Source organism: Lentzea aerocolonigenes, from assembly GCF_000955955.1.
Taxonomy (GTDB): Bacteria; Actinomycetota; Actinomycetes; order Mycobacteriales; family Pseudonocardiaceae; genus Lentzea; species Lentzea aerocolonigenes_A.
The window spans coordinates 1-22,439 of record NZ_JYJG01000129.1 but is presented as its reverse complement, the minus strand read 5'-3'; the positions used below and the strand labels follow the sequence as shown (position 1 = coordinate 22,439).

Annotated in this window: 23 protein-coding genes, 2 tRNA genes and 2 pseudogenes; 11 read left to right on the top strand and 16 right to left on the bottom strand. The window is 67.3% G+C overall.

The features are described 5' to 3' along the window. Positions 1 to 427, top strand: a pseudogene (locus tag UK23_RS52725) (pyridine nucleotide-disulfide oxidoreductase); the annotation flags it as partial. A gap of 87 nt (positions 428 to 514) precedes the next feature. Further along, positions 515 to 970, top strand: a complete 456-nt coding sequence (locus UK23_RS19645; RefSeq protein ID WP_045313023.1) for a hypothetical protein — start codon at positions 515 to 517, stop codon at positions 968 to 970. Here the strand turns inward: UK23_RS19645 and UK23_RS52720 are convergent. Both UK23_RS52720 and UK23_RS19640 read right to left on the bottom strand, forming a co-directional pair. Then, the gene (locus UK23_RS52720) at positions 957 to 1,112 is read right to left on the bottom strand and encodes a hypothetical protein (RefSeq protein ID WP_196777795.1); all 156 of its coding nucleotides are present in this window, start codon (positions 1,110 to 1,112) and stop codon (positions 957 to 959) included. The two genes, UK23_RS19645 and UK23_RS52720, sit on opposite strands and share 14 nt — an antisense overlap. Further along, the gene (locus tag UK23_RS19640; protein WP_231114583.1) at positions 1,112 to 2,023 is read right to left on the bottom strand and encodes a class E sortase; all 912 of its coding nucleotides are present in this window, start codon (positions 2,021 to 2,023) and stop codon (positions 1,112 to 1,114) included. The genes UK23_RS52720 and UK23_RS19640 overlap by 1 nt, the downstream gene beginning before the upstream one ends. Positions 2,024 to 2,513: 490 nt before the next feature. Here UK23_RS19640 and crgA point away from each other — a divergent pair, with 490 nt between their 5' ends. Then, complete coding sequence (crgA, locus tag UK23_RS19635; RefSeq protein WP_045313022.1) at positions 2,514 to 2,780, top strand: cell division protein CrgA; 267 nt, start codon at positions 2,514 to 2,516, stop codon at positions 2,778 to 2,780. A gap of 243 nt (positions 2,781 to 3,023) precedes the next feature. Then, positions 3,024 to 3,419 carry a PH domain-containing protein gene (locus tag UK23_RS19630; RefSeq protein ID WP_045313021.1) on the top strand — a complete coding sequence of 132 codons (396 nt, stop codon included), beginning with the start codon at positions 3,024 to 3,026 and terminating at the stop codon, positions 3,417 to 3,419. On the opposite strand, the gene UK23_RS19625 is transcribed toward UK23_RS19630, so the two are convergent. Both UK23_RS19625 and UK23_RS19620 read right to left on the bottom strand, forming a co-directional pair. Beyond that, on the bottom strand, positions 3,416 to 4,165 hold the full coding sequence (locus UK23_RS19625) for a rhomboid family intramembrane serine protease (RefSeq protein WP_330770163.1): 750 nt from the start codon (positions 4,163 to 4,165) through the stop codon (positions 3,416 to 3,418). The genes UK23_RS19630 and UK23_RS19625 overlap by 4 nt on opposite strands. A gap of 167 nt (positions 4,166 to 4,332) precedes the next feature. Continuing rightward, positions 4,333 to 4,881, bottom strand: a complete 549-nt coding sequence (locus UK23_RS19620; RefSeq protein ID WP_045313027.1) for a peptidylprolyl isomerase — start codon at positions 4,879 to 4,881, stop codon at positions 4,333 to 4,335. Positions 4,882 to 4,975: 94 nt separating this feature from the next. On the opposite strand from UK23_RS19620, the gene UK23_RS19615 reads away from it, so the two are divergent. Continuing rightward, on the top strand, positions 4,976 to 5,542 hold the full coding sequence (locus UK23_RS19615) for a hypothetical protein (protein WP_052684821.1): 567 nt from the start codon (positions 4,976 to 4,978) through the stop codon (positions 5,540 to 5,542). Here UK23_RS19615 and UK23_RS19610 read toward each other — a convergent pair whose 3' ends face one another. Continuing rightward, positions 5,543 to 6,076, bottom strand: a complete 534-nt coding sequence (locus UK23_RS19610) for a DUF2020 domain-containing protein (protein ID WP_045313019.1) — start codon at positions 6,074 to 6,076, stop codon at positions 5,543 to 5,545. It abuts the gene before it with no gap. A 107-nt stretch (positions 6,077 to 6,183) separates the two neighbouring features. Between UK23_RS19610 and UK23_RS19605 the strand changes: the two genes are divergently transcribed. Beyond that, positions 6,184 to 6,576, top strand: a complete 393-nt coding sequence (locus tag UK23_RS19605; protein ID WP_045313018.1) for a DoxX family protein — start codon at positions 6,184 to 6,186, stop codon at positions 6,574 to 6,576. Between the two features lie 216 nt (positions 6,577 to 6,792). Here the strand turns inward: UK23_RS19605 and UK23_RS19600 are convergent. The 11 genes and pseudogenes from UK23_RS19600 to dnaA form a co-directional block, all read right to left on the bottom strand. Next, a tRNA-Ala gene (locus tag UK23_RS19600) sits at positions 6,793 to 6,865 on the bottom strand. A gap of 46 nt (positions 6,866 to 6,911) precedes the next feature. After that, positions 6,912 to 7,031 (bottom strand): annotated as a pseudogene (locus tag UK23_RS53825) (DLW-39 family protein); the annotation flags it as partial. A 126-nt stretch (positions 7,032 to 7,157) separates the two neighbouring features. Next, positions 7,158 to 7,231 (bottom strand) — tRNA-Ile (locus UK23_RS19595). Positions 7,232 to 7,302: 71 nt separating this feature from the next. Next, positions 7,303 to 8,325, bottom strand: a complete 1,023-nt coding sequence (locus UK23_RS19590) for a DUF3566 domain-containing protein (protein WP_045313017.1) — start codon at positions 8,323 to 8,325, stop codon at positions 7,303 to 7,305. 34 nt (positions 8,326 to 8,359) lie between these two features. Next, positions 8,360 to 10,927 carry a DNA gyrase subunit A gene (gene gyrA, locus UK23_RS19585; protein ID WP_045313016.1) on the bottom strand — a complete coding sequence of 856 codons (2,568 nt, stop codon included), beginning with the start codon at positions 10,925 to 10,927 and terminating at the stop codon, positions 8,360 to 8,362. A 55-nt stretch (positions 10,928 to 10,982) separates the two neighbouring features. Continuing rightward, entirely contained in the window at positions 10,983 to 12,953 is a 1,971-nt protein-coding gene (gene gyrB, locus UK23_RS19580) for a DNA topoisomerase (ATP-hydrolyzing) subunit B (protein ID WP_045313015.1), read from the bottom strand. Between the two features lie 246 nt (positions 12,954 to 13,199). After that, positions 13,200 to 13,760, bottom strand: a complete 561-nt coding sequence (locus UK23_RS19575) for a DciA family protein (RefSeq protein WP_419503894.1) — start codon at positions 13,758 to 13,760, stop codon at positions 13,200 to 13,202. A 70-nt stretch (positions 13,761 to 13,830) separates the two neighbouring features. Beyond that, a complete protein-coding gene (gene recF, locus UK23_RS19570; RefSeq protein WP_045313013.1) occupies positions 13,831 to 14,937 on the bottom strand; it encodes a DNA replication/repair protein RecF in 1,107 nt (368 codons plus the stop codon). After that, positions 14,938 to 15,819 carry a phosphogluconate dehydrogenase (NAD(+)-dependent, decarboxylating) gene (gnd, locus tag UK23_RS19565; protein ID WP_082114794.1) on the bottom strand — a complete coding sequence of 294 codons (882 nt, stop codon included), beginning with the start codon at positions 15,817 to 15,819 and terminating at the stop codon, positions 14,938 to 14,940. It lies immediately after the preceding gene. 41 nt (positions 15,820 to 15,860) lie between these two features. Continuing rightward, the gene (gene dnaN, locus UK23_RS19560; RefSeq protein WP_045313012.1) at positions 15,861 to 16,985 is read right to left on the bottom strand and encodes a DNA polymerase III subunit beta; all 1,125 of its coding nucleotides are present in this window, start codon (positions 16,983 to 16,985) and stop codon (positions 15,861 to 15,863) included. A 712-nt stretch (positions 16,986 to 17,697) separates the two neighbouring features. Next, on the bottom strand, positions 17,698 to 19,293 hold the full coding sequence (gene dnaA, locus UK23_RS19555; RefSeq protein WP_045313011.1) for a chromosomal replication initiator protein DnaA: 1,596 nt from the start codon (positions 19,291 to 19,293) through the stop codon (positions 17,698 to 17,700). A gap of 348 nt (positions 19,294 to 19,641) precedes the next feature. On the opposite strand from dnaA, the gene rpmH reads away from it, so the two are divergent. Genes rpmH through UK23_RS19535 form a run of 5 tightly spaced genes read left to right on the top strand, consistent with a single transcriptional unit; the run spans position 19,642 to position 22,035 of the window. Continuing rightward, positions 19,642 to 19,785 carry a 50S ribosomal protein L34 gene (rpmH, locus tag UK23_RS50350; protein WP_030465619.1) on the top strand — a complete coding sequence of 48 codons (144 nt, stop codon included), beginning with the start codon at positions 19,642 to 19,644 and terminating at the stop codon, positions 19,783 to 19,785. Positions 19,786 to 19,811: 26 nt separating this feature from the next. Then, the gene (gene rnpA, locus UK23_RS50345) at positions 19,812 to 20,153 is read left to right on the top strand and encodes a ribonuclease P protein component (protein WP_082114793.1); all 342 of its coding nucleotides are present in this window, start codon (positions 19,812 to 19,814) and stop codon (positions 20,151 to 20,153) included. Further along, entirely contained in the window at positions 20,150 to 20,407 is a 258-nt protein-coding gene (gene yidD, locus UK23_RS19545) for a membrane protein insertion efficiency factor YidD (protein ID WP_030480223.1), read from the top strand. Before rnpA ends, yidD begins: the two co-directional genes overlap by 4 nt. Before the next feature lie 4 nt (positions 20,408 to 20,411). Further along, the gene (yidC, locus tag UK23_RS19540; protein ID WP_045313009.1) at positions 20,412 to 21,440 is read left to right on the top strand and encodes a membrane protein insertase YidC; all 1,029 of its coding nucleotides are present in this window, start codon (positions 20,412 to 20,414) and stop codon (positions 21,438 to 21,440) included. Between the two features lie 31 nt (positions 21,441 to 21,471). Next, on the top strand, positions 21,472 to 22,035 hold the full coding sequence (locus UK23_RS19535; RefSeq protein ID WP_045313008.1) for a protein jag: 564 nt from the start codon (positions 21,472 to 21,474) through the stop codon (positions 22,033 to 22,035). Positions 22,036 to 22,439: the final 404 nt, after the last annotated feature.

Below are 22,439 nucleotides of genomic sequence, written 5' to 3'. Positions count from 1 at the left end.
GGACGTCCAGGCCGTGTACCGCGCGGTCGGCTACCTCTCGACGCACTTGGCCGACATCCCGTTCGACCACGTCTCGGGCACGATCCCGCACCTCGCGGGCCGCGTGCTGGACCTGGACGAGGTGCCGATCCCAGGCGTCTACGTCACCGGCTGGATCAAGCGCGGCCCGATCGGCCTCATCGGCCACACCAAGGGCGACGCGCTGGAGACCATCACCAGCCTGCTGGAGGACGCGGCGTCCCTCCCCCGTGCCTCGTCGTCTTCCGGCGACATCGTGGAGTTCCTCGGACAGCGCGGCGTGCCGTTCGTGACCAACGAGGGCTGGGGCCGGCTCGACCTGCACGAGATGGCGTTGGGCGCCGTCGAGGGCCGCGAACGCGTGAAGGTCGTCTCGCGCGAGGAGATGACCGCGATCTCGAACGGCTGACCGGCCGTTTCCCGATGAAGCCGCCATCGCGTGTGGGCGCGATGGCGGTTTCACTTATTCGCTCGCGGCGGCCCGGACACTTGACCTGTGAACGCCGACCTCGCCGCCAGGGTGAACCACCTCAACGTCGAGTGGGCCGACTACAGCGTCGAACCCGATCGCGCGGTGTGGCTCGCCTGCGACTTCCTGATCGAGGGTCTCGACACCCCGGCACTCCGTGAACTGGCAGGTGAGTCACCGACGCGGTTGTCGAGAGGGGACGCCACTTCTCTCGTTCGCCAGTTCCTGGACGAACTCGGCATCGAGCCGATCACCGGCGAACAAGCCGACTGGTTCCTCGGGCGCGAAGCCGCTCTCCGAATCCTCGGCGGGGCACCTCCCAGCGAGTGGGGTGATGACGCCGGACGGATCAACATGCGAATGGACGACGAGGACGAAAGCGTCTACGTGGCGCTGGCTCTCCACGACACCAATCCGAACGCCTACCTCGCGTTCGTCCGCGAGTACCTGCGGCTCGCGGAGGCTCAGCTCACTGGGTGGTGACGTGGTTGAACGGCAGCTTCGGCTCCGCCCACGGGAACACCACGAACATCAGCAGCGCGATGATGCCCGCGGTCAGCACGACCGCCTCGATGATCCGCAGATACAGCGGGCCCGGCAGACGCCGCCAGATCCAGCCGTACATCAGCCCTCCTGCATCTCTGGCGGAATGAAGCCGTCGGCCACTGGGTAGCTCTTGGTCTCGATGGCGTGCACGATCAGGCGCTGCCGGTCGGAGAAGCGCGGGTGGCAGGTCGTCAGGGTGAGCAGGCGGGCCTGCTTGTCGGCGGGCACCGTCGTCCCCACCTGGTGCGGGATCGGGGCGATGACCTCGCCCTGGGTCGGCACCACGATCTCCTGGCCCACGGTCTTGGCGTAGGCGTCGCCGAGGGTCGTGGACAGCGGGGCGACGCCGGTGCAGGCGGCTTCCTTCGACTTCGCGTTGCCCGCCCAGCCGGCCACCTCGTTGCTCATCGGGAGCACCCGGTAGACGAACCACTGGGTCTGGGTCTGCACGACGATGGCGTTGCAGGACTCGAGCAGGTCGAGGTCGTTGAACGGCGCGCCCTTGCCGACGCGGTGGCCGGCGATGGCGAAGTTGCCCGCCTCGCCCGGCTGCGCGGTGTCCTTGTAGTGGCCGGGGCCGATCTCGAGGTGCTTGTCGGTGGTGCCCTCGACGACCGAGAACTTCCAGTCGCTGCCGAAGACCGGGATGTACATCTTCGCGAACGCCTTGCCCTCGATGAGGGTGGTCTTGGCCTGGCGGTTCGGGTCGGACGGGGGCGGCGTCACGACGTTCGAGCTCCACTCGGAGTCGAGCGCGGCGGTGGCGTCCGCCTGCTTCTCCGCGGAGAGCAGGTCCGTCACGTAGACCTCGTAGACGACGAACAGCAGCACGACCAGGCCCATCGTGATGAGGGCTTCGCCGACGCCGCGCACCGCTTTGCGCGCCATGCTGTCCGGCGGCGGGGCGGGCTTTGCCGGTTCCTCGTCGTCGTAATAGTCGTCATCGTCGTAGTACTCGTCGTCGTAGTCGTCTTCGACGCGCGGAATCACCTCGGTGGGCGGATCGACCGGGCGAGGGCGGGCCGGTCGAGGAGGCATTCCCTGCGGAGGCATTCCGCGCGGCGGTGTTCCGGGAGGCGGACCCTGCGGCATCCCACGCGGCGGAGTTCCCGGCGGCATGCCTCCGGACGGAGGTGGCGTCGGGCCCTGCGGAGGCGGTCCCGGACGGCGCGGCGGGGCACCTGGCGGGGGCAGGCTGCCGGAGAAAGCGCTGGTGAACTGAGTTGCGTCAGGTGGCGGCACCGGGCGCGGCGAGGGTGTGGCCCGCACGTGCTGCAGGTCATCACGACGGGGTGCAGGACGCCTTGGAGGCGGCTGCTGCGGTCCCGAGTTCACCTGAGAACCTCCGCGCGGACTGTGAACTGAAAACAACTGCGTCTGCCAGGTGGTTCGCTGACCACCTCCGCTACGTTAACGTGTTCCCCGAGTAGTGCACGTAAACTTGCGTCACTGAGGGATATCCACGTCAGGCGAGGACAGCATGCCCAAGTCCAAGGTCCGGAAGAAGGCGGCCTACACCGCACCGACTGACCGCCGCACGCCGGTCAAGGTCAAGGCAGCGGGACCGTCACACCCGGTCTACGTCGTCATCATGCTCGGCTTCATGGTGCTGGGCCTCGCATGGCTGGTCGTCAACTACATCGCGGCCGAGAAGATCCCGTTCATGCTCGAGCTGGGCGCGTGGAACTTCGCCATCGGCTTCGCGCTGATGATCATCGGCCTGCTGATGACGATGCGCTGGCGCTAGCCACTCGCAGCCTGCATCCGCTCACTGTTCGTCGAGGTCGGCCCGGACGTCACACGTCCGGGCCGACCTTTGTTATCGCCGGGTTCACCTGGTTCATCTGAGCGTCACCGAAGCACACGGCTGTAAGTCATCCCCATTGGGGACAAGTCCTGTGGACAACTTTGCGCGAAATTGCACAAGCGCCGGTTTTCCCTCATGCGGAGACGTTCAGCTGTCCACATTGAATGCGGGACACTCGACGGTGTGACTCGCACCTGGTCCACTCCCGCCCCGCTCGTCGCCGGCGCGTGGGTGCTCGCCCTCCTGCTCGCGTTCGCCACGATCATCGCGAACGACAACGCGGGCCGTCTCCTCGTCGGACTGGCAACGCTGCTGGTCACGTACCTCGCGGCGTTCGCGACCATCGCCCGGCCGCGCCTGTCCGCGGACGTGAACGGGCTCGCCGTGCGCGGCTTCGCGAACACCACGCACCTGCCGTGGCACGAGGTGAAGGTCAAGCTGCAGACCACCCGCCGGCTCGGCAGGGAACAGCAGACATTGGAACTCGACGCCGACGACCGTCTCGTGGTGCTCACGAAACTGGACCTCGGCGCCGATCCGGAAGAAGTCGCCGGAGTGCTGCACTCCCTGCGTCCCTAATTGGGCCGGCAGGTCCTGGCGATCTCGAGGATGACTTCCGCGTCGGTGTCGAGCTGAGCAGCGCGCAAGGCGAACATCACGCCGAGCAACACCGCAGCGGCCACCACGGCACCGATTTGGTAGAGGTTGCGGTTCTGCCGGGGCGCCCTGACCATCGCGAGCGTCAGCAGCCCGCCGATCACGAACCCACCGAGGTGCCCGAGCAGCGAGGCGTTGGTGAAGAGGTTCGACACCAGGTTGATTCCGACGACCACGACGATCGTGGAGATGTCCCGCCGCTGCCGCTTCCACAGGACGAGCAACGCGCCCATGAGGCCGAACACCGCACCGGACGCACCGGCGAGCTCCTGGCACACCGTGCCGAAGTAGAACGCCGACGCGCTGCCGCCGAGCAGCGACAGGAAGTACACGACGCCGAATCGGAGCTTGCCCAGCTCCCGTTCGACGTGCTGGCCCACGACGTAGAGAACCGCCATGTTGAGCGCCAGGTGGATCAGGCCGAAGTGCATGAAGCCCGACGTGACGGCCCGCCACCACTCACCCTGGGCGGTGAGGTCGGGAAACATCGAGGTCGCCTTGAACAAGCTCGACCTGTCGTTTCTCGTCGGACTGCCGGACTGGAAGACCGTCACCGCGTATGCCAGCACGTTGAGCACGATCAGCGCCGGCGTGATGATCACGCGATCGGACACCTGCGCGCCCACGAGCGTGCGCGCGGGACGGACCGAGCGCCTGCCCTCGTTCACACAGTCGACGCACTGCTGACCGACCGAGGCGTCGCGCAGACAGTCCGGACACGCCGGACGATCGCACCTGGAACAGCGCAGCCGGGTGGGCCGATCGGAATGACGTGCGCAGACCGGGGTTTCCGGCTGTGCTCCGATCGGCCCGTCCGGTGGCACGGGTGCATTGCTCACGCGCGTTCGATCGTGATCCGCTCGATCTTGATGTCGTTGACCGGACGGTCGCCCGCACCGGTCGTGGTGTTGCCGATCGCGTCGACGACGTCGCGCGACTCCTGGTCCGCGACCTCACCGAAGATCGTGTGCTTGAAGTTCAGCCACGTCGTCGGCGCCACGGTGACGAAGAACTGGGAGCCGTTGGTGTTGGGCCCGGCGTTCGCCATCGCGAGCAGGTAGGGCTTGTTGAACTGCAGTTCCGAGTGGAACTCGTCCGCGAAGCGGTAGCCGGGGCCACCGCGGCCGGTGCCGGTCGGGTCGCCGGTCTGGAGCATGAAACCGGCGATGACGCGGTGGAACAGGGTGCCGTCGTAGAACGGACCCGATTTCGTGCCGCTCGCGTTCGCCTCGGTGTAGTCCTTGGTGCCCTCGGCGAGCCCGACGAAGTTGGCCACCGTCTTGGGGGCGTGGTCGGGGAACAGGTTGATGCGGATGTCGCCCTGCGTGGTGTGCAGGGTCGCCGTCACCTTGGTCCCGACGAAGGATTCGTTGCTGTCAGCCACCACCCCATCGTGCCATCCACGGGCGGTGATGTTCAGAAAGGGGCACGATGGGTACCTCTATGACATAACCGGACGACAACGTGTGGAGCACAGGATGGACGAGGTGGACGTCATGACCCGCGCCGGCGAGTCCGTTGGCAAGGCTGTCGGCACCGGTCTGAAGGCCGCGCGTCAGGGTGTCGTTCGCGCTGGTCACGCCGCTGAGGTCAAGCTCGCGGAGCGCGGCATCACGACTGACCAGGTGCGCGGCGCGCTCGTGGAGCGGGCCGACACGCTCATGGGGAAGGCAGAGGACTGGGAGAAGCAGACCCGCCGCTCCCGCAAGCGCCTCGCCAAGAAGAGCGCGAAGACGCGCGCCGAGCTCATGAGCAAGGCCGAGGAAGTGCGCAAGGAAGTTCGAAAGGCCGCCAAGCACGCGCGCAAGGACGCCAAGTCGCGCGCCAAGGAGATCCGCAAGGCCGCGGCGAACATCGGTGCGGACGCACCGAAGCGCCGCCGCTGGCCGTGGGTGATGGGTCTGCTGCTCGCGGCCGCGGTCGCCGGCTACGTCGCGCTGACGCGCAGGCCGGAGGAAGTGCACCTGCAGGACGAGGAGCAGGCCCCGTTGCCGGAGCCCGTCCTCAACGGTCAGGTGCCTTCCCAGAAGGAACCGGCCAAGTAGTCAGAGTTTGAGGTTCGTGATCGCGGTCTCCGCGATGCGGCGAGCCTTGATCGACTGCTTCTGGTTGCTGGTGACGACCACAGCGGCGTCGCTCTTCGCCACGGCGTAGACGACGCCGCTGTCGTTGCTCACATACCCTCCGGTCCACCCGGCGGGCGAACTCGCGGGCTGTGAACCGTCCGGCGCCGCCTCGTTCACGATCTTCTTGGCGATCCGCTCATCGCCCACGTACACGCGCACCGTCAGCTGGATCTCCGTCGCATTGGCGTAGAAGAAGCACGCCGGGTGCGGCTGATCCGTTGACAGTTTCACTTTCGGCACACGCTGACCGTTCGCCTCGGCCACGAAGGTCGTCGCCAGGTACGGACAGGTGCCGTCGGCCGCGGGCTGGGGCGCGGGCGGCACTGTCGGAGCCGCGCTGGTCGTGGTGGTGACCTGGGCGGTCGGGGTCGCGGGCACCGGCGTGGTCTGAACGACTTCGGTGCCGCACGCGGCGAGAACGCCGAGCAGGGGCAGCAACAGTGCTCGTTTCATAGGGGCAACAGTCAACCAGATGCCAAATGAGCGCTGAGCGGGACACTTAAATTGGTCCATACCTTTTGTGCCTTGCCCCTGCCCCGCACCACGGAAGGCCCCTGCACATGGAGTTCCTCGAGCAACGGCGCGACTACGCCCTCGCGCTCTTCCGCATCATCATCGGACTGTTCTTCGTCATCCACGGCGTGCAGCACCTGTCCAAGGGGACCAGTCTGCTCACATGGCCCTCCGGTCCGATGAGCCTCATCGAGCTGATCGGTGGCGCCCTCATCGCGGTCGGCCTGTGGACGCGATGGGCCGCTCTCATCAGCTCCGGCGCCATGGCCTACGCGTACTTCGTCGTGCACCAGCCGCGGGGTCTGCTGCCGATCCAGAACGGCGGCGAGCTCGCGGCGGTCTACTCGTGGGCGTTCCTGCTGCTGGTGTTCACCGGCGCCGGCGCGTGGAGCATCGACGCACTTCGCAAGTCGTCGAAGAGGTCGCTCGCGAACGTCTGAACGTGACGCAGTGGAGTTTGCCGGAAACGCACCGAAGCCCTGTTCGCGACGGCGGCGAACAGGGCTTCGTCTTTTCGGAGTAGCTGACGAGCGAGGTGGGCCGCGATGGCGCGAAGCGCCGAGCCGGCTGGGGGTCCGGGGGCTCGGCCCCCAGAAAACACTTCGGGCCGAGGAGGTCTGCGCTTTTTGCAGACACTCCTCGACCCGAGGAACGAATGGAGACGAGGGGAATCGAACCCCTAACCCCCGCCTTGCAAAGGCGGTGCTCTGCCAATTGAGCTACGTCCCCAAGGATCCGGGGCGGCCGGCCGCCCGCAGGATCGAGTACGCGATCAGTCGGTGGGAGCGGTGGCCTCGCGCCACAGGTCCGCGTCGGCCTTCGCCGAACGGGAGCGCTTGACGAAGAACAGAACCGCACCGGCAACCACGACGAGTGCGATGATCTTCTTAGCCACTGGAAACCCCTCCAAGACTGTTAATGCCCCGACCTACCGCACCAGCCTACAGGCTTCGCGAGACTTGGGCCGGGGCTCCGGGATGCAATCCCAGACAGAACGATGATGATTCGAAAGAAAATCGAGTGGGCCTAGGAGGACTTGAACCTCCGACCTCTTCATTATCAGTGAAGCGCTCTAACCGCCTGAGCTATAGGCCCTCGATCATCACCCCTTGGGGCAACGAGGAAGACCTTACAGGATCGTCCTTCGCTGCCCCAAATCAGGGGGGTCACTCACGCTCTGAGAGCGTCAACTCCAAGCCACCAGCCAGATCCGCGGACACGTTGTAGACGAACGCACCCACGGTCGCGAGCGCCGTGAACAGCACGATGTTGACCGCGCCGATGATCGCCGAGACGCCGAACACGCGGCCCGCGCTGATCAGTGGTTCGCCCGGCTCGTTGGCCTGGAGGAGGTCGTTCGCGGTGCTGTTGATCTTGTCCCAGACGCCCATGCCGTGCAGCACGCCGTAGAGCACGCCGACCGCCACGAGCCAGACGAAGAACAGCGCGACGCCGAGCACCAGGGCGAGCTTGAGCACCGACCACGGGTCGACGCGCTTCACCTGCAGCGAGGCGCGCCGCGGGCCGCGGCCTGGGCGACGGGCCGACGGGGTGGCCGCGGCGGGACGGGCAGCGGCGCCGCCCATGTTCACCGACGTGCGGCTGCTGCCGAGGCCCACCGGCACGGCAGAGCCCGTGACCACGGGCTTCTGCACCTTGACGGTGTCCGGGTCGGTCATCGGGAAGGCCGGCGACGGCTCGGCGGCGGACGGGACCGGCGGCGCGGCCGGAGCCACGTACGCCTGGGTCGAGTCCTGAGCCGCTTCCGTGTCGTTCGTCACGCGCTGCCAGGGCGGCGGCGCGGACACGACGACCGGCTCCTCGGCGACGGCGGCGACCGGCACGACCGGCTCGGCGGCAGGCGCGGGGGCCGGCGTCGGAGCAGGAGCGGGCGCGGGAGTCGCGGCCGGAGCCGGCGTCGCCGCCGCAGCCGGAGCGGCCGTGTCGATCGAAACGGTCTTCTGCTCGGCAGGAGCAGCGGGAGTCTCGGGAGCAGCGGCGGGTGCGGCGGCCTCGGCCGCCTTCTCCGCGGACACAGGCTTGGTCTTGTCCTGCGCGTTTCCACCCGAGGAACCGGAGGCCGCCGGCGCGGCCGCGTCCGACTTCTCCGCAGCTTTCTGGGAAGTCGGCTTGGTGATCACCGCGGTCTTGTCCGCGTCCCGACCTTCGCGGTTCTCGGGTGGAGTCACGAGCTGTCCTTAGCCTCTCGCTAGCAAATTCCGACTACTCAGCCGAGTCGGTGGGGGTGTCTGCCTGGTCGGCGCCAGAGTCCACAACTGCGTCCACTGCTGCGTCTTCTGCGGCAGACGTCTCACCGTTAGTGACGTCGCTGGGCTCGTCCGCGTTGCGTGCGACGGCGATCAAAGTGGTGCTCTCGCCGAGGTTCATCAGCCGCACGCCCTTCGTCTGCCGTCCAGCCTTGCGCACCTGCTCGGCTCGGGTCCGGATGACCCCGCCGGTCGAGGTGATGGCGTAGAGCTCGTCGTCGACGTCGACGATGAGCGCTCCGACCAGCCTGCCACGTCGGCGGTCGTGCTGAATCGTCAGCACACCCTTGCCGCCCCGGCCCTGGACCGGGTAGTCCTCGATCGGCGTTCGCTTCGAGTACCCACCGTCCGTCGCGACCAAAACGAACAGTCCTTCCTGGACGACGCCCACCGAGAGCAGCTCGTCGTCGGCGTTGAACCGCATGCCCTGCACGCCTGACGTGGCACGACCCATCGGGCGCAGCACGTCGTCGGTCGCGTGGAAGCGGATCGACTGGCCGTCGGCGGACACCATCAGCAGGTCGTCGTCGGCCGAGCACAGCACCGCGCCGACCAGCTCGTCGTCCTCGCGCAGGTTGATGCCGATAAGACCACCCGATCGGTTGGAATCGAAGTCGGAGAGCTTCGACTTCTTGACCAGGCCCTTGCGGGTGGCGAGCACGAGGTACGGCGACACCTCGTAGTTCTTGATCTGGATGACCTGCGCGATCTCCTCCTCCGGCTGGAACGCGAGGAGGTTCGCGACGTGCTGGCCGCGGGCGTTGCGGTTCGCCTCTGGCAGCTCGTACGCCTTCGTGCGGTACACGCGGCCCTTGTTCGTGAAGAACAGGATCCAGTCGTGCGTCGAGCACACGAAGAAGTGCGCCACGATGTCGTCCTGCTTGAGCTGAGCGCCCTGCACGCCCTTGCCGCCGCGCTTCTGCGCCCGGTAGAGGTCGGTCTTGGTGCGCTTCGCGTAGCCGGTGCGGGTGATCGTGACGACCACGTCCTCAACGGCGATCAGGTCCTCCATGGACACGTCGCCGTCGAACGGGATGATCTTCGTGCGACGGTCGTCGCCGAACTTCTCCACGATCGCCGTGAGCTCGTCGCGGACGATCTTGCGCTGCCGCTCCGGCTTTTCGAGGATGTCCTTGAGGTCCGCGATCTCCAGCTCGATCTCGGCCAACTGGTCGATGATCTTCTGGCGCTCCAGGGCGGCCAGGCGGCGGAGCTGCATCTCCAGGATCGCGTTGGCCTGGATCTCGTCGACGTCGAGGAGCTCCATCAGGCCCGTGCGCGCGATGTCCGGCGTCTCGGACCGGCGGATCAACGCGATCACCGCGTCGAGCTGGTCAAGTGCCTTCACCAAGCCGCGCAAGATGTGCGCGCGCTCTTCGGCCTTGCGCAGGCGGAACTTCGTCCGCCTGACGATGACCTCGATCTGGTGCTTCACGTAGTGCCGGATCATCTGGTCGATCCGCAGCGTGCGCGGCACGCCGTCGACCAGCGCCAGCATGTTCACACCGAACGAGTACTGCAGCTGGGTGTGCTTGTAGAGGTTGTTCAGCACGACCTTCGCCACCGCGTCGCGCTTGAGCGTGATCACGATGCGCATGCCGATGCGACGGTTCGACTCGTCGGCGATGTTGGCGATGCCGGTGAGCTTGGCGTCGCGCACCAGCGAGGCGATGTTCTCGACCAGGTTGTCCGGGTTGACCTGGTACGGCAGCTCGGTGACGACGAGGATCGTGCGGCCCTTGGCGTCCTCGTCCATCTCGACGACCGCGCGCATGCGGACCGAGCCGCGGCCGGTGCGGTACGCGTCCTCGATGCCGGAGGTGCCGAGGATCTGGCCGTACGTCGGGAAGTCCGGGCCCTTGATCCGGGCGATCGTCGCCTCGAGGGTCTCCTCGTCGGAGGCCTCGTGGTTGTCCAGCGCCCACACGACCGCGTCCGCCACCTCGCGGAGGTTGTGCGGCGGGATGTTGGTCGCCATGCCGACCGCGATGCCCGAGCTGCCGTTGATCAGCAGGTTCGGGATGCGCGACGGGAGGACGACCGGCTCCTGGATGCGGCCGTCGTAGTTGTCGCGGAAGTCGACGGTCTCTTCCTCGATGTCGGCCAGCATGTGCATGGCCAACGGGGAGAGCCGGCACTCCGTGTACCGCATGGCGGCGGCGGGGTCGTTGCCCGGCGAGCCGAAGTTGCCCTGCCCCTGGATCAACGGGTAGCGCAGCGCCCACGGCTGAGCGAGACGCACCAACGCGTCGTAGATCGCCGAGTCACCGTGCGGGTGGTAGTTGCCCATCACGTCGCCGACGACACGCGCGCACTTGTTGAAGCCGCGGTCGGGACGGAAGCCGGAGTCGAACATCGAGTACAGAACGCGGACGTGGACGGGCTTCAACCCGTCACGCACGTCCGGCAGCGCACGACCCACGATGACGGACATCGCGTAGTTGATGTACGAGTTCTGCATCTCCTGCTGGATCTCGACCGGCTCGATGCGGTCGTGCTGCGGGGGCAGAGTCGTCTCGCTCACTGTTCTCTTTCCTTCTCGCCAGAAACGCCAGGATGCCTAGGGACCAAGACCGGACTCAGATGTCCAGGAACTTGATGCTCTTGGCGTTGCGGGTGATGAACGAACGGCGTGCCTCGACGTCCTCGCCCATGAGCACGCTGAACAGCTCGTCGGCGGTGGCCGCGTCGTCCATGGTGACCTGGCGCAGGATCCGGTTGGCCGGGTCCATCGTGGTCTCCCACAGCTCCTCGGCGTTCATCTCGCCAAGACCCTTGTACCGCTGGATGTTGTCGTCCTTGCCGAGCCTCTTGCCGCCCTCGATGCCGGCCTTGATCACGGCGTCGCGCTCGCGGTCGGAGTAGACGTACTCCGGCTCGGCGCGCTGCCACTTGATCTTGTAGAGCGGCGGCTGCGCGAGGTACACGTGGTTGTGCTCGATGAGCGGCTGCATGAAGCGGAACAGCAGCGTGAGCAGCAGCGTGCGGATGTGCTGGCCGTCGACGTCGGCGTCGGCCATCAGCACGATCTTGTGATAGCGCAGCTTGGCGAGGTCGAACTCGTCGTGGATGCCGGTGCCGAGCGCCGTGATCAGCGACTGGACCTCGGTGTTCTTCAGAACGCGGTCGATGCGCGCCTTCTCGACGTTGATGATCTTGCCGCGGATCGGCAGGATCGCCTGGTACATCGAGTCCCGCCCCTCCTTAGCTGATCCGCCTGCGGAGTCGCCCTCGACGATGTAGAGCTCGCAGCGCTCCGGCTCGGTCGAGCGGCAGTCCTTCAGCTTGCCGGGCAGGCCGCCGATGTCGAGCGCGCCCTTGCGGCGCACCAGCTCGCGGGCCTTGCGGGCGGCGATGCGGGCCTGCGCCGACGACACCGACTTGGTGACGATCGTCTTGGCCTCGTTGGGGTGCCGCTCGAACCAGTCGGCCAGGTGCTCGTTCGTCGACTTCTGCACGAACGACTTGGCCTCGCTGTTGCCCAGCTTGGTCTTCGTCTGGCCCTCGAACTGGGGCTCCTTCAACTTCACCGAGATGATCGCGGCGAGACCCTCGCGGATGTCGTCACCGGTGAGGTTGGTGTCCTTCTCCTTCAACAACTTCTTCTCGCGCGCGTACTCGTTGACGACACGCGTCAACGCGGCGCGGAAGCCCTCTTCGTGCGTACCGCCCTCGTGCGTGTTGATCGTGTTCGCGAACGTGTAGACCGACGCGGTGTAGCCGGTGTTCCACTGCATCGCGACCTCCACCTGGAGGTCCTCGCCCTGCGCCTCGAAACCGATCACCTTCTGGTGCACGGCGTCGCGGGTGTGGTTGATGTGGCGGACGAAGTCCTCCAGACCACCGGGGTAGTGGTAGACGCGCTCCTTCACCGCGGCCTTGTGGCCCTCGGCGTCGGCTTCCTCGTCCTCCTCCGAGACCCGCTCGTCGCGCAGGATGATCGTGATCCCCTTGTTGAGGAACGCCATCTCCTGCAGGCGGCGCGCGATCGTCTCGACGTTGTACTCGGTCGTCTCGAAGATGTCCGGGTCGGCCCAGAACGTGATCGTGGTGCCGGTCTCGTCGGTGGCCTCGCCCTGGCGCAGCTCGTGCGCGGGCTTCGAGTTCTCGAAGCGCTGGGTCCAGACGTGACCCTGGCGCTTGATCTCGACGTCGACGGCGGTGGACAGCGCGTTCACCACGGAGATGCCGACGCCGTGCAGGCCGCCGGACACCGCGTAGGAGTCGCTGTCGAACTTGCCACCCGCGTGCAGCGTGGTGAGCACGACCTCGACGGTGGGCTTGCCCTCGACCGGGTGCACGTCGATCGGGATGCCACGACCGTCGTCGATCACCCGGACGCCGCCGTTGGCCAGCAGGGTGACGTCGACAGTCGTCGCGAAGCCTGCCATCGCCTCGTCGACCGAGTTGTCCACAACCTCCTGGACCAGGTGGTGCAGACCGCGCTCGCCGGTCGAGCCGATGTACATGCCCGGCCTCTTGCGCACTGCCTCGAGGCCTTCGAGGACGGTGATCGAGGACGCGCCGTACTCATTCTTCTTAGCTGACACGGGCCTGGAGTCTCCTCGCTGATACGGGCACCGCCCGCACTGTGTTCCCCTACATCCGGGATGCGGTGACGCTCTCCCCTGATTCTACCGGGCCACCCCGACAGAAAGGGGGCAAGGACACCTTTGATTCAGTCACAGAGCGCCTCACGACGCGCAAGACGGGTCAGGACGGCTGAAACGGGGGTTCAAATCCGCTGGTGAACGCTCATTGCGCCGCAGAATCGCCGCTGAGCCCTTGACAGGACCTCACCCGTAGGTGTCACGCGGACCGCGCCCTGGCGCGTGCCTGGGGCCGTGTCGCCAGCTCGGAGCGTCCGGTCCCTTGATCTTGAGCCGTTTGACGACGCCGTGACCGACTCCTGCCGCGATCCGCTTGAGCAGGTCGCGCTGCAGCAGGCGCAGCTGAGTGGCCCACGCCGTCGACGACGCCTGGACCGTCAGTTCCCCGTCACTGAGAGCGATCGGTTTCGCGTGCTCGGCGACGTCCTCACCTACTAATTTTGCCCAACGGGCGAAGACCTGGCCACCCTGAAGTTGCTCGACCCAGCCCCGGTCCGCCGCGATCCTGGACGCGAGCCGGCCGAGCGGCTGGGGGTCGCGGTCGTCCGGTCCTGGCCCCGACCAACGGCGACGCCGGCGGTTGACCGGACGGCCCTTCGACTTGCTCCCGGGGGTGCGTCCGCGGGCCTTCGCACTCGCCTTCGCGGCCTCCAGAGCCGCCCGCGCGAGGTCAGAACCCTTCAGTGGCTCACCCTCAGGTGTGAATGAACCTGTGGACAAGTCCGGATTTGTGACGGAGTTATCCACACCATCCACAGACTTGTCCCCAGATGTGTGGGCGGACACACCCGATCGAGCTACATCTTGGGGATCTGAGTTAGACACGCCGGACCTCCCCGCCACTTACCTCAAACCGGGCACCGCTCAGCTCGTCCGGAACGTCCTCCGCCACCGCCGCGGTGATCAGCACCTGCTCGGCGGCGGCCGCGACCTTCGCCAGCTGCTGCCGCCGGCCGCGGTCGAGTTCCGCGAACACATCGTCCAGCACGAGCACCGGTTCGATGCCGTCGACACGCATCAGCTCGTAGCCGCCGAGCCTCAGCGCGAGCGCGAACGACCATGACTCTCCGTGACTGGCGTAGCCCTTCGCGGGCAGCTCACCGAGCGTCAAATCGAGGTCGTCGCGGTGCGGGCCGACGAGGCACACCCCGCGTTCGATCTCCTGCCTTCTCACCCGATCGAGCTCGGCGAGCAGCAGGTCCTCGATGCTCTCCCTGTCTTCCGGGAGGTCGCCGACGCTCGACTTGTACGAGATGAGCGCCGGACGTGACTCCGGAGCGACCTCCGCGTACGCCGAGGTCACGTGGCCCGCCATGTCGCGGACCAGCTTCATCCGCGCGGCCAGGAGCTCCGCGCCGTGCTTGGCGAGATGCCCGTCCCAGACGTCGAGCGTCGAGAGGTCCGCCGATCGAGAGTGCTTCACCGTCTTCAACAACGCGCTGCGCTGCTTCAGGACACGGTCGTAGTCGCTGCGAACGCCCGCGAACCTCGGCGCGCGCAGCACCAGCATCTCGTCGAGGAACCGCCGCCGGTCACTCGGATCGCCTCGCACAAGAGAGAGGTCCTCCGGTGCGAACAACACAGTGCGCAGAATCCCGAGCACATCACGCGGGCGTGGCACCGGACCGCGGTTGATCCGTGCCCGGTTCGACTTGCCCGCCGTGATCTCGAGCTCCACGAGCAGCTCGCGGTCGTCGTTGACCACGGCCGCCCGCACGACGGCGCGCTGGGCACCGTGCCGGATCAGTGGCGCGTCCGTGGCGACGCGGTGCGAACCCAGCGTCGCCACGTACCCGATCGCCTCGACCAGGTTCGTCTTGCCCTGACCGTTGCGCCCCACGAGCACCGAGACTCCGGGCTCGAGCTCCAGGTCCGCGATCTCCCACGAACGGAAGTCGCTGACCTGGAGGTGTCTGACGTGCACTTATGCCTTCTGAACGGCGTGGCCACCGAACTGGTTGCGCAGTGCGGCGACCGCGCGCATCGCGGGCGAGTCGTCCTGCCGCGACTGGAACCGCGCGAACAGGGCGGCGGAGATCACCGGGAGCGGCACCGCGTTGTTGATGCCCTCCTCGACGGTCCACCGGCCCTCACCCGAGTCCTCGACGTACCCGCGCAGGTCGTCGAGCTCCGGGTCGGACTCCAGCGCGCGCACCAACAGGTCGAGCAGCCACGACCGCACGACGGTTCCGCGCTGCCAGGCCGAGATCACCGCGGGCACGTTGTCCACGACGTCGGTCTTGTCGAGCAGCTCGAAGCCCTCGGCGTACGCCTGCATCAGGCCGTACTCGATGCCGTTGTGCACCATCTTCGAGTAGTGGCCGGCGCCGACCTTGCCCGCGTGCGCGAAGCCTTCCTCGCGCGGACCCTCCGGACGGAGCGCGTCGAAGATCGGCATCGCCTGCTCGACGTGGGCGGCGTCGCCACCGACCATCAGCGCGTAGCCGTTGTCGAGACCCCACACGCCACCGGACACACCGCAGTCGAGGTAGCCGATCTCCTTCTCCGCCAGCAGGTCCGCGTGGATCCGGTCGTCGGTGAACTTGGAGTTGCCGCCGTCGACCACCAGGTCGCCGGGCTGCAGCAGCTCGGACAGCTCCTTCACCGTGTTACGGGTGATCTCACCGGCGGGCACCATCACCCACACCACACGCGGTGCCTCGAGCTTGGACACCATGTCCGCCAACGACTCCGAGTCGCTGACCTCCGGGTTGCGGTCGTAGCCGATCACCTCGTGACCGGCTCGACGCACCCGCTCGCGCATGTTGAAACCCATCTTGCCGAGGCCGACGAGTCCGAGCTGCACGGTGTTCTCCCCTAAACGTTTCTCGTTACCCGGTAAGGGTTTTAGCCGGGCAGGCGAACGGGCATCAGGAGGTACAGATAACCCGGAGCCACGTTCCCATCCTCGTCCACCGGCTTGAGCAGCGCCGGTCGGCTGGGTGTGGTGAAGGACAAGTGGACACGGGGCGTGCGAACCGCTCCGAGACCGTCGAGGAGGTACCCGGGGTTGAACGCGATCGTGACCGCGTCGCCGGTGTACTCGACCGGAAGCTCTTCCTCGGCCGAACCCTCGTCGTCGCCACCGGCGGACAGGCGCAGGCCGCCGTCGACGAACTCGAGCCGGACCTGGGTGCCGCGCTCGGCGACGAGCGAGACGCGCTTGATCGCCTGGACGAGCGTGTCGACCTCGATGATCGCGGCGGCCGAGTGCTCGGTCGGCAGCAGCTGGCGGTACTTCGGGAAGTCCGCGTCGAGCAGCCGGGTCGTCGTGCGCTTGCCGGAACCGGACAGGCCGAGCAGCCCGTCGTTCGCCGCGAGCGACATCTCGACCTTGCCGCCGGACGAGCCGAGCGTCTTGGCCGCGTCGCCGAGCGTGCGGGCGGGGACGAGCACCGCGACCTCGCCGAGGGAGGCGTCCGGCTCCCACGGGAACTCGCGCATTGCGAGGCGGAACCGGTCGGTGGCGACCAGGACCAGCTTGCCGTCACCGATCTCGACGCGCACACCGGTCAGCATCGGGAGCGTGTCGTCCTTGCCGGCCGCGACCGCGACCTGGCCGACGGCCTCACCGAAGACCTCACCGGGGAGCTCACCGATCAACTGCGGCATCGACGGCAGCGCGGGGTAGTCCTCGACCGGCATCGTCGGGAGGCTGAACCTGGCGCTGCCGCAGCTGATCATCATGCGAGAGCCGTCGACCGCGATCTCGACCGGGTGGTTCGGGAGCGCCTTGGTGATGTCGGCGAGCAGACGCCCGGAGACCAGCGCGCGGCCCCCGTCGGCGATCGTCGCCGGGACACCGACCTGAGCCGAGACCTCGTAGTCGAATCCCGAGACCGTCAGCGACTCGTCCGACTCCGCGTCGAGCAGCACGCCGCCCAGCACGGGGACCGGCGGACGGGACGGAAGGCTGCGAGCGACCCAGGCGACAGCGTCGGCGAGGCCGTCGCGTTCGACGCGGATCTTCATGAGGCGTCCTTTCCTCGACAGTCGACAAGCCCAACCACAGCAACGTGCCAGTGGGGGTTAGGGAGCCTCGACCTCAGCTGACCCGAGGTGCGGAGCAACCACGTTAGAGCGTCCTGGCCCTTCCCGTCACTTCGGGGTTCGGGCACCGATCCCCGGGAGCTGTCCCCCGCTGTTTTGCTTTTGAGTTCTTCCTAGAAGAGATCAAACAGCAGTAACAGTAAGGGCTGTGGATTGTGGGGACAGGCCTTGAACACGCAGGTCGGGAGCCCAGCTTCCATGTGGACTAAGGGGGGATGGCACCCGGGGACAGATCGGCGCACCCGGGGACAGCCAGTTGTGCACACCTCTCGATCCACAGATCGTCCACAGTTGTCCCCGGGTGCGTCCCCGGGTGCGGGGCAGTTGTACCCGGGTGTTCAACAGGCTTCTGTGGCCAGATCGTGGCCGGGGCCACAAGTTTTTCCAGTTGTCCCCACCCCTTCGAGTGCGGCGGGTGAACAGTAAGCCCCTCCGCGTGGCCGAGCACCCCTCGACTCACCCGGGTTCGAGCGCGCGCGTACGGCTCGTGCGCTGTCCACACGAGGGGCCCTTTCGTCCGCTCACACCGCACGCGGGGACCCCGCGTGCGATCCCCGCGTGCGCGGAGATGCAGCGTGCGCAACGAAAAAGGGGCCCTCCGTGGTGGAGGACCCCTTGGCGTACCCGGGTTGGATCAGGGAGCGTGGCGGGCGCGCTGCTTGATCCGAGACGTCAGTTCCTGGACCTGGTCGTAGATCCGGCGGCGCTCGGCCATCTCCTTGCGGATCTTCTTGTCCGCGTGCATGACGGTCGTGTGGTCGCGGCCGCCGAACGTCTGGCCGATCTTCGGCAGCGACAGGTCGGTCAGTTCGCGGCACAGGTACATGGAGATCTGCCGCGCCTGGGCGAGCGCCTTCGTCTTACCAGGGCCGCAGAGGTCGTCGATCGTCACGCCGAAGAACTCGGCGGTGACCGCCATGATCGTCGGCGCGGTGATCTCCGGCGCGTGCGAGTCGGGGATCAGGTCGCGCAGCACGATCTCGGCGAGCTGGACGTCGACCGGCTGGCGGTTGAGCGACGCGAACGCCGTGACCCGGATGAGCGCGCCTTCGAGCTCGCGGATGTTGCGCTCGATGCGGGCGGCGATGAACTCCAGCCCCTCGGCCGGGGCCGCGAGCCGGTCCTGCGCCGCCTTCTTGCGGAGGATCGCGATCCGGGTCTCGAGCTCAGGCGGCTGGATGTCCGTGATCAGACCCCACTCGAACCGCGTGCGCAGGCGATCTTCCAGCGTCTCCAGCCGCTTGGGCGGCCGGTCGCTCGACACCACGATCTGCTTGTTCGTGTTGTGGAGCGTGTTGAACGTGTGGAAGAACTCCTCCTGCGTACCTTCCTTGCCCTCCAGGAACTGGATGTCGTCGACGAGAAGAACGTCGATGTCCCGGTAGCGGCGCTGGAAGGCGACCTTGCGGTCGTCGCGCAGCGAGTTGATGAAGTCGTTGGTGAACTCCTCGGTCGACACGTACCGCACGCGCATGCCGGGGAACAGGCGCTGGGCGTAGTGCCCGACGGCGTGCAGCAGGTGCGTCTTGCCGAGGCCGCTCTCACCCCAGATGAAGAGCGGGTTGTAGGCCCTGGCGGGAGCCTCGGCCACCGCGACGGCCGCGGCGTGCGCGAACCGGTTCGAGGCGCCGATGACGAACGTGTCGAAGTTGTACTTCTCGTTCAGCCGGGTCTGCGACGGCGACGGGTTGGCGGGCCTCGTGTACGGGAGGTTCCTGTTCGGCGTCGCGTCGCCTGCCATGTTGGCGGAGTTGAAGGTCGGCCAGATCTCGGTGACGGCGGCGAGCGCGTCGCCGGCTTCGTCGACCTCGTCAGAGTCGGAGCTTTCCGTTGCTGTATCAGTGTTTGTCGCAACGGCGGTGACCGCGTCGTCCGTGATCACGGGGCCGGGCGTGTCGCCGTTGGGGATGCCAGGAAGCGGTTGCGGCGCCTGCACCGGGATGGGCGTGGTCGGCGGGCTGACCGGTTCCGGCGAGTCGACCTTCACCGCGAGGGAGACCGTGCGACCGAGCCTGCGGGACAGCGCGGCGGTGATCGGGTCGCGCAGTGCGCGTTCGATCGCCTCTTTCGCGAAGTCGCTCGGAGCCGCGAGCAGGGCGGTCCCGTCCAGAAGACCGATCGGACGGGTGACCCTCATCCACGCGCGTTGCTGAGGGGACAGGTGGCTCGTGGCGAGCTCCTGCACCACCTCGGCCCACACGAGACCAAGGTCGACCTGCTGGCTAGACACCTCTGCGCCCCCTCCCCTCCGACTGGAGCCCATGACTCCACACGTGGACACGGAGAATAGAGGCATCCACAGAGTTATCCACAACTGTGCACTAAACGGTGCGTTGTGTTGCCGGTACGGTGGCGGCTCCCACGCCAGCTCCGGCATGCGCGAGGGAAGAACGGTAACAAGGCCCGGCACGCCTCACAAGACGTGGCATCGGCCACCCCGATTTGGTCGCGGCACCCGGGCGTGCGTACCCTCGTACGAGTCTCCCGCTTGCGACGGGCGCCTTTCGCGCGCCTACGTCCACTGCCGTCGGGGACAACCACAAGGCTTTGTCAGCAGTGAAGCACCGGGAGACCGACCGTGAGCAAGGGTAAGCGCACCTTCCAGCCCAACAACCGCCGCCGCGCGAAGACGCACGGCTTCCGGCTGCGCATGCGGACCCGCGCCGGCCGCGCCATTCTGGCCGCGCGCCGCAGCAAGGGCCGTGCCACTCTGTCCGCCTGACAGCGGCTGGTAAGCGCAGCGTCGTCGTGCTCCCACCGGCCGCCCGGCTCACCCGCAGCCAGGACTTCGGCCTGGTGGTCCGCAGAGGCCGCCGCGCCGGACGACCCCGGTTGGTCGTCCACGCCTTGACGCCTGACGTGCCCACCTTGGATTCGTCCAAGGTGGGCTTCGTCGTGAGCAAGGCAGTTGGCAACTCGGTGGTCCGCCACCGGGTCTACCGGCGACTTCGCCACGTCGTGCGCCCGTGCCTGGCAGACCTGCCGCCGGGAACTCTCGTCGTGGTCAGGGCGTTGGCTCCAGCAGCCGAAGCGTCGAGCTCGGAGCTCGCCGCTGATTTTTCCTCAGCCTTGCGCAAGGTGCTGCGATGACCACGTTGCCCGCGAAGGTCGCTCTGCTGCCGGTGCACTTCTACCGGAAGTTCATCTCGCCGCTGCTGCCGCCGACCTGCCGCTTCTACCCGAGCTGCAGCGCGTACGCGGTGGAAGCGTTGACCGTCCACGGTGCGTTGCGGGGAACCTGGCTGACGATCCGCCGGTTGCTGCGCTGCGGACCCTGGCACCCTGGAGGCCTGGACCCCGTTCCGCCGAGGCGGCAGGTCCCCGACGTATCCACCGAGGAGTAGCTCCGTGCTCAACTTCATCTACTACCCGGTGTCCTTCATCTTGTGGTGTTGGCACTGGGTCTTCGGCCACGTCTTCGGTGAGTCGAGCGGGTTCGCCTGGGCGCTCTCCGTCATCTTCCTGGTCTTCACCCTCCGCGCGATCCTGTTCAAGCCGTTCGTCGGCCAGGTGCGTTCCATGCGGCGAATGCAGGAGTTCGCCCCGGAGATGCAGAAGATCAAGAAGAAGTACCCGAACGACCGCCAGCGCCAGGCTCAGGAGATGCAGAAGCTCCAGTCCGAGCACGGCGTGAACCCGCTCGGCGGCTGCCTGCCGATGCTGGTGCAGATCCCGGTGTTCATCGGTCTGTTCCACGTGCTGCGCTCGTTCAAGCCCGGCTGGGGCGAGGTCTACTACTTCGACGCCAAGGGCGTCGAGTCGTTCGTCAACGCCAAGCTCTTCGGCGCGAACCTCTCCACGTTCATCTCGATGCCGGCCGAGCAGCTCGCCCAGTTCGGCACCGAGCGCACGAACGTGATCCTGGTGGCCGTGCCGCTGATGATCGTGGCGTCCATCGCGACCCACTTCACGGCCCGCCACTCGGTCGCCCGCCAGAACCAGACCGCCCTGGACAACCCCCAGACGGCGATCATGAACAAGCTGACGCTCTACATCTTCCCGCTGGGCGTCCTCGTCGGTGGCTTCTTCTTCCCCATCGCGATCCTGATGTACTGGCTGTCCAACAACGCCTGGACCCTCGGCCAGCAGCACATCGTCTACAAGCGCATCGACTCCGAGGAAGAGACGAAGAAGGCCGCGGCCGTCGAAACCCGCCAGGCCCTCGCCCCGAAGCCGGGCGCCAAGCCGACCAACCCGAAGAAGCCCGCCCCAGGAGCCAAGCCCGCCAACGGCGCCAAGCGCATGCCGACCGCAGGCCCCGGCGGCTCGCCGTCCTCGTCCTCGCCGGACACGAACGGCAGCTCCAACACCGAGATTCCCGGCCTGATCTCAGGCCGATCCACCAGCAAGAAACCGGGCAACAAGAAGCGCCGCTGATTTCGGGCTTCTGCCCCGGAGAGGAGACATCGTGTCGGAGACCTTGCAGGCGACCGACGACGTGGAGGCGTCGTCGCCGGCCGAGGCCGAGGCTGACGCCTCGAGCGAGCCGCAGTCGCAGAGCAAGACCGAGGACCTGCTCGTCCAAGAGGGCGACATCGCCGGCGACTACCTCGAGCGCCTGCTGGACCTGCTCGACTACGACGGCGACATCGACCTGGACGTCGAAGGCGGCCGCGCAGTGGTCAGCATCGACGGCGGCGAAGACCTGGCCAAGCTGGTGGGCCCCCGCGGCAACGTCCTCGAGTCGCTCCAGGAACTCACCCGCCTGGCCGTGCAGCAGGAGACGGGCGTCCGCTCCCGCCTGATGCTCGACATCGCCCAGTGGCGAGCGGGCCGCCGAGCCGAACTGGCCGAGCTGGGCCGCTCCACCGCCGAGAAGGTCCTGGCCTCAGGCGAGCGCGCCCGCCTGCACCCCATGACTCCGTTCGAGCGCAAGGTCGTCCACGACTCCGTCGCCTCGATCGCCGGCGTGCACAGCGAGAGCGAAGGCGAAGAGCCGCAGCGCCGAGTAATCATCTTCCCCAAGCCCTGACAGCTCCCCCGCTCACGGCCCCTGCCTCCACCCGGAGTCAGGGGCCGTTTGCTGTCCCGACCAAAACCAGAGCACCCGTCCACTGCCTCCGGAAATGACTCCGGAGGCAGTGGGGCTGACTGGAGTGCGGGATCGAGCTGGGCACGGGTTCGGCGTGGATCCGGCCGAGGCCAGTCGGCAGCTGACCCTGGGGCAATCAGGTAGCGCGTGATGGCGACATGTCGATATGGCGCGAGATGGCACGCGTGGACCGGCTCCCCTGAGCCGGCCGCAGTCGGGAACCCCAAGTCCTCTCCCCTGTCCAGGCGATGCGAAGCGAGCCAGCCAGTCCTGACGCCCGAAGGCGCACCCAGACGCGATGGCGAAGCCGAGCCCAGCATGGCTGTCCGCGAAGCCGGAGGCGA

Coding starts and splice junctions, on each gene's coding strand:
- UK23_RS19615 (WP_052684821.1), top strand. CDS start 4,976: ATGGACGAGGTGGACGTCATGACCCGCGCCGGCGAGTCCGTTGGCAAG.
- UK23_RS52720 (WP_196777795.1), bottom strand. CDS start 1,112: ATGTACGGCTGGATCTGGCGGCGTCTGCCGGGCCCGCTGTATCTGCGG.
- dnaN (WP_045313012.1), bottom strand. CDS start 16,985: ATGAAGATCCGCGTCGAACGCGACGGCCTCGCCGACGCTGTCGCCTGG.
- crgA (WP_045313022.1), top strand. CDS start 2,514: ATGCCCAAGTCCAAGGTCCGGAAGAAGGCGGCCTACACCGCACCGACT.
- yidD (WP_030480223.1), top strand. CDS start 20,150: ATGACCACGTTGCCCGCGAAGGTCGCTCTGCTGCCGGTGCACTTCTAC.
- UK23_RS19605 (WP_045313018.1), top strand. CDS start 6,184: ATGGAGTTCCTCGAGCAACGGCGCGACTACGCCCTCGCGCTCTTCCGC.
- UK23_RS19610 (WP_045313019.1), bottom strand. CDS start 6,076: ATGAAACGAGCACTGTTGCTGCCCCTGCTCGGCGTTCTCGCCGCGTGC.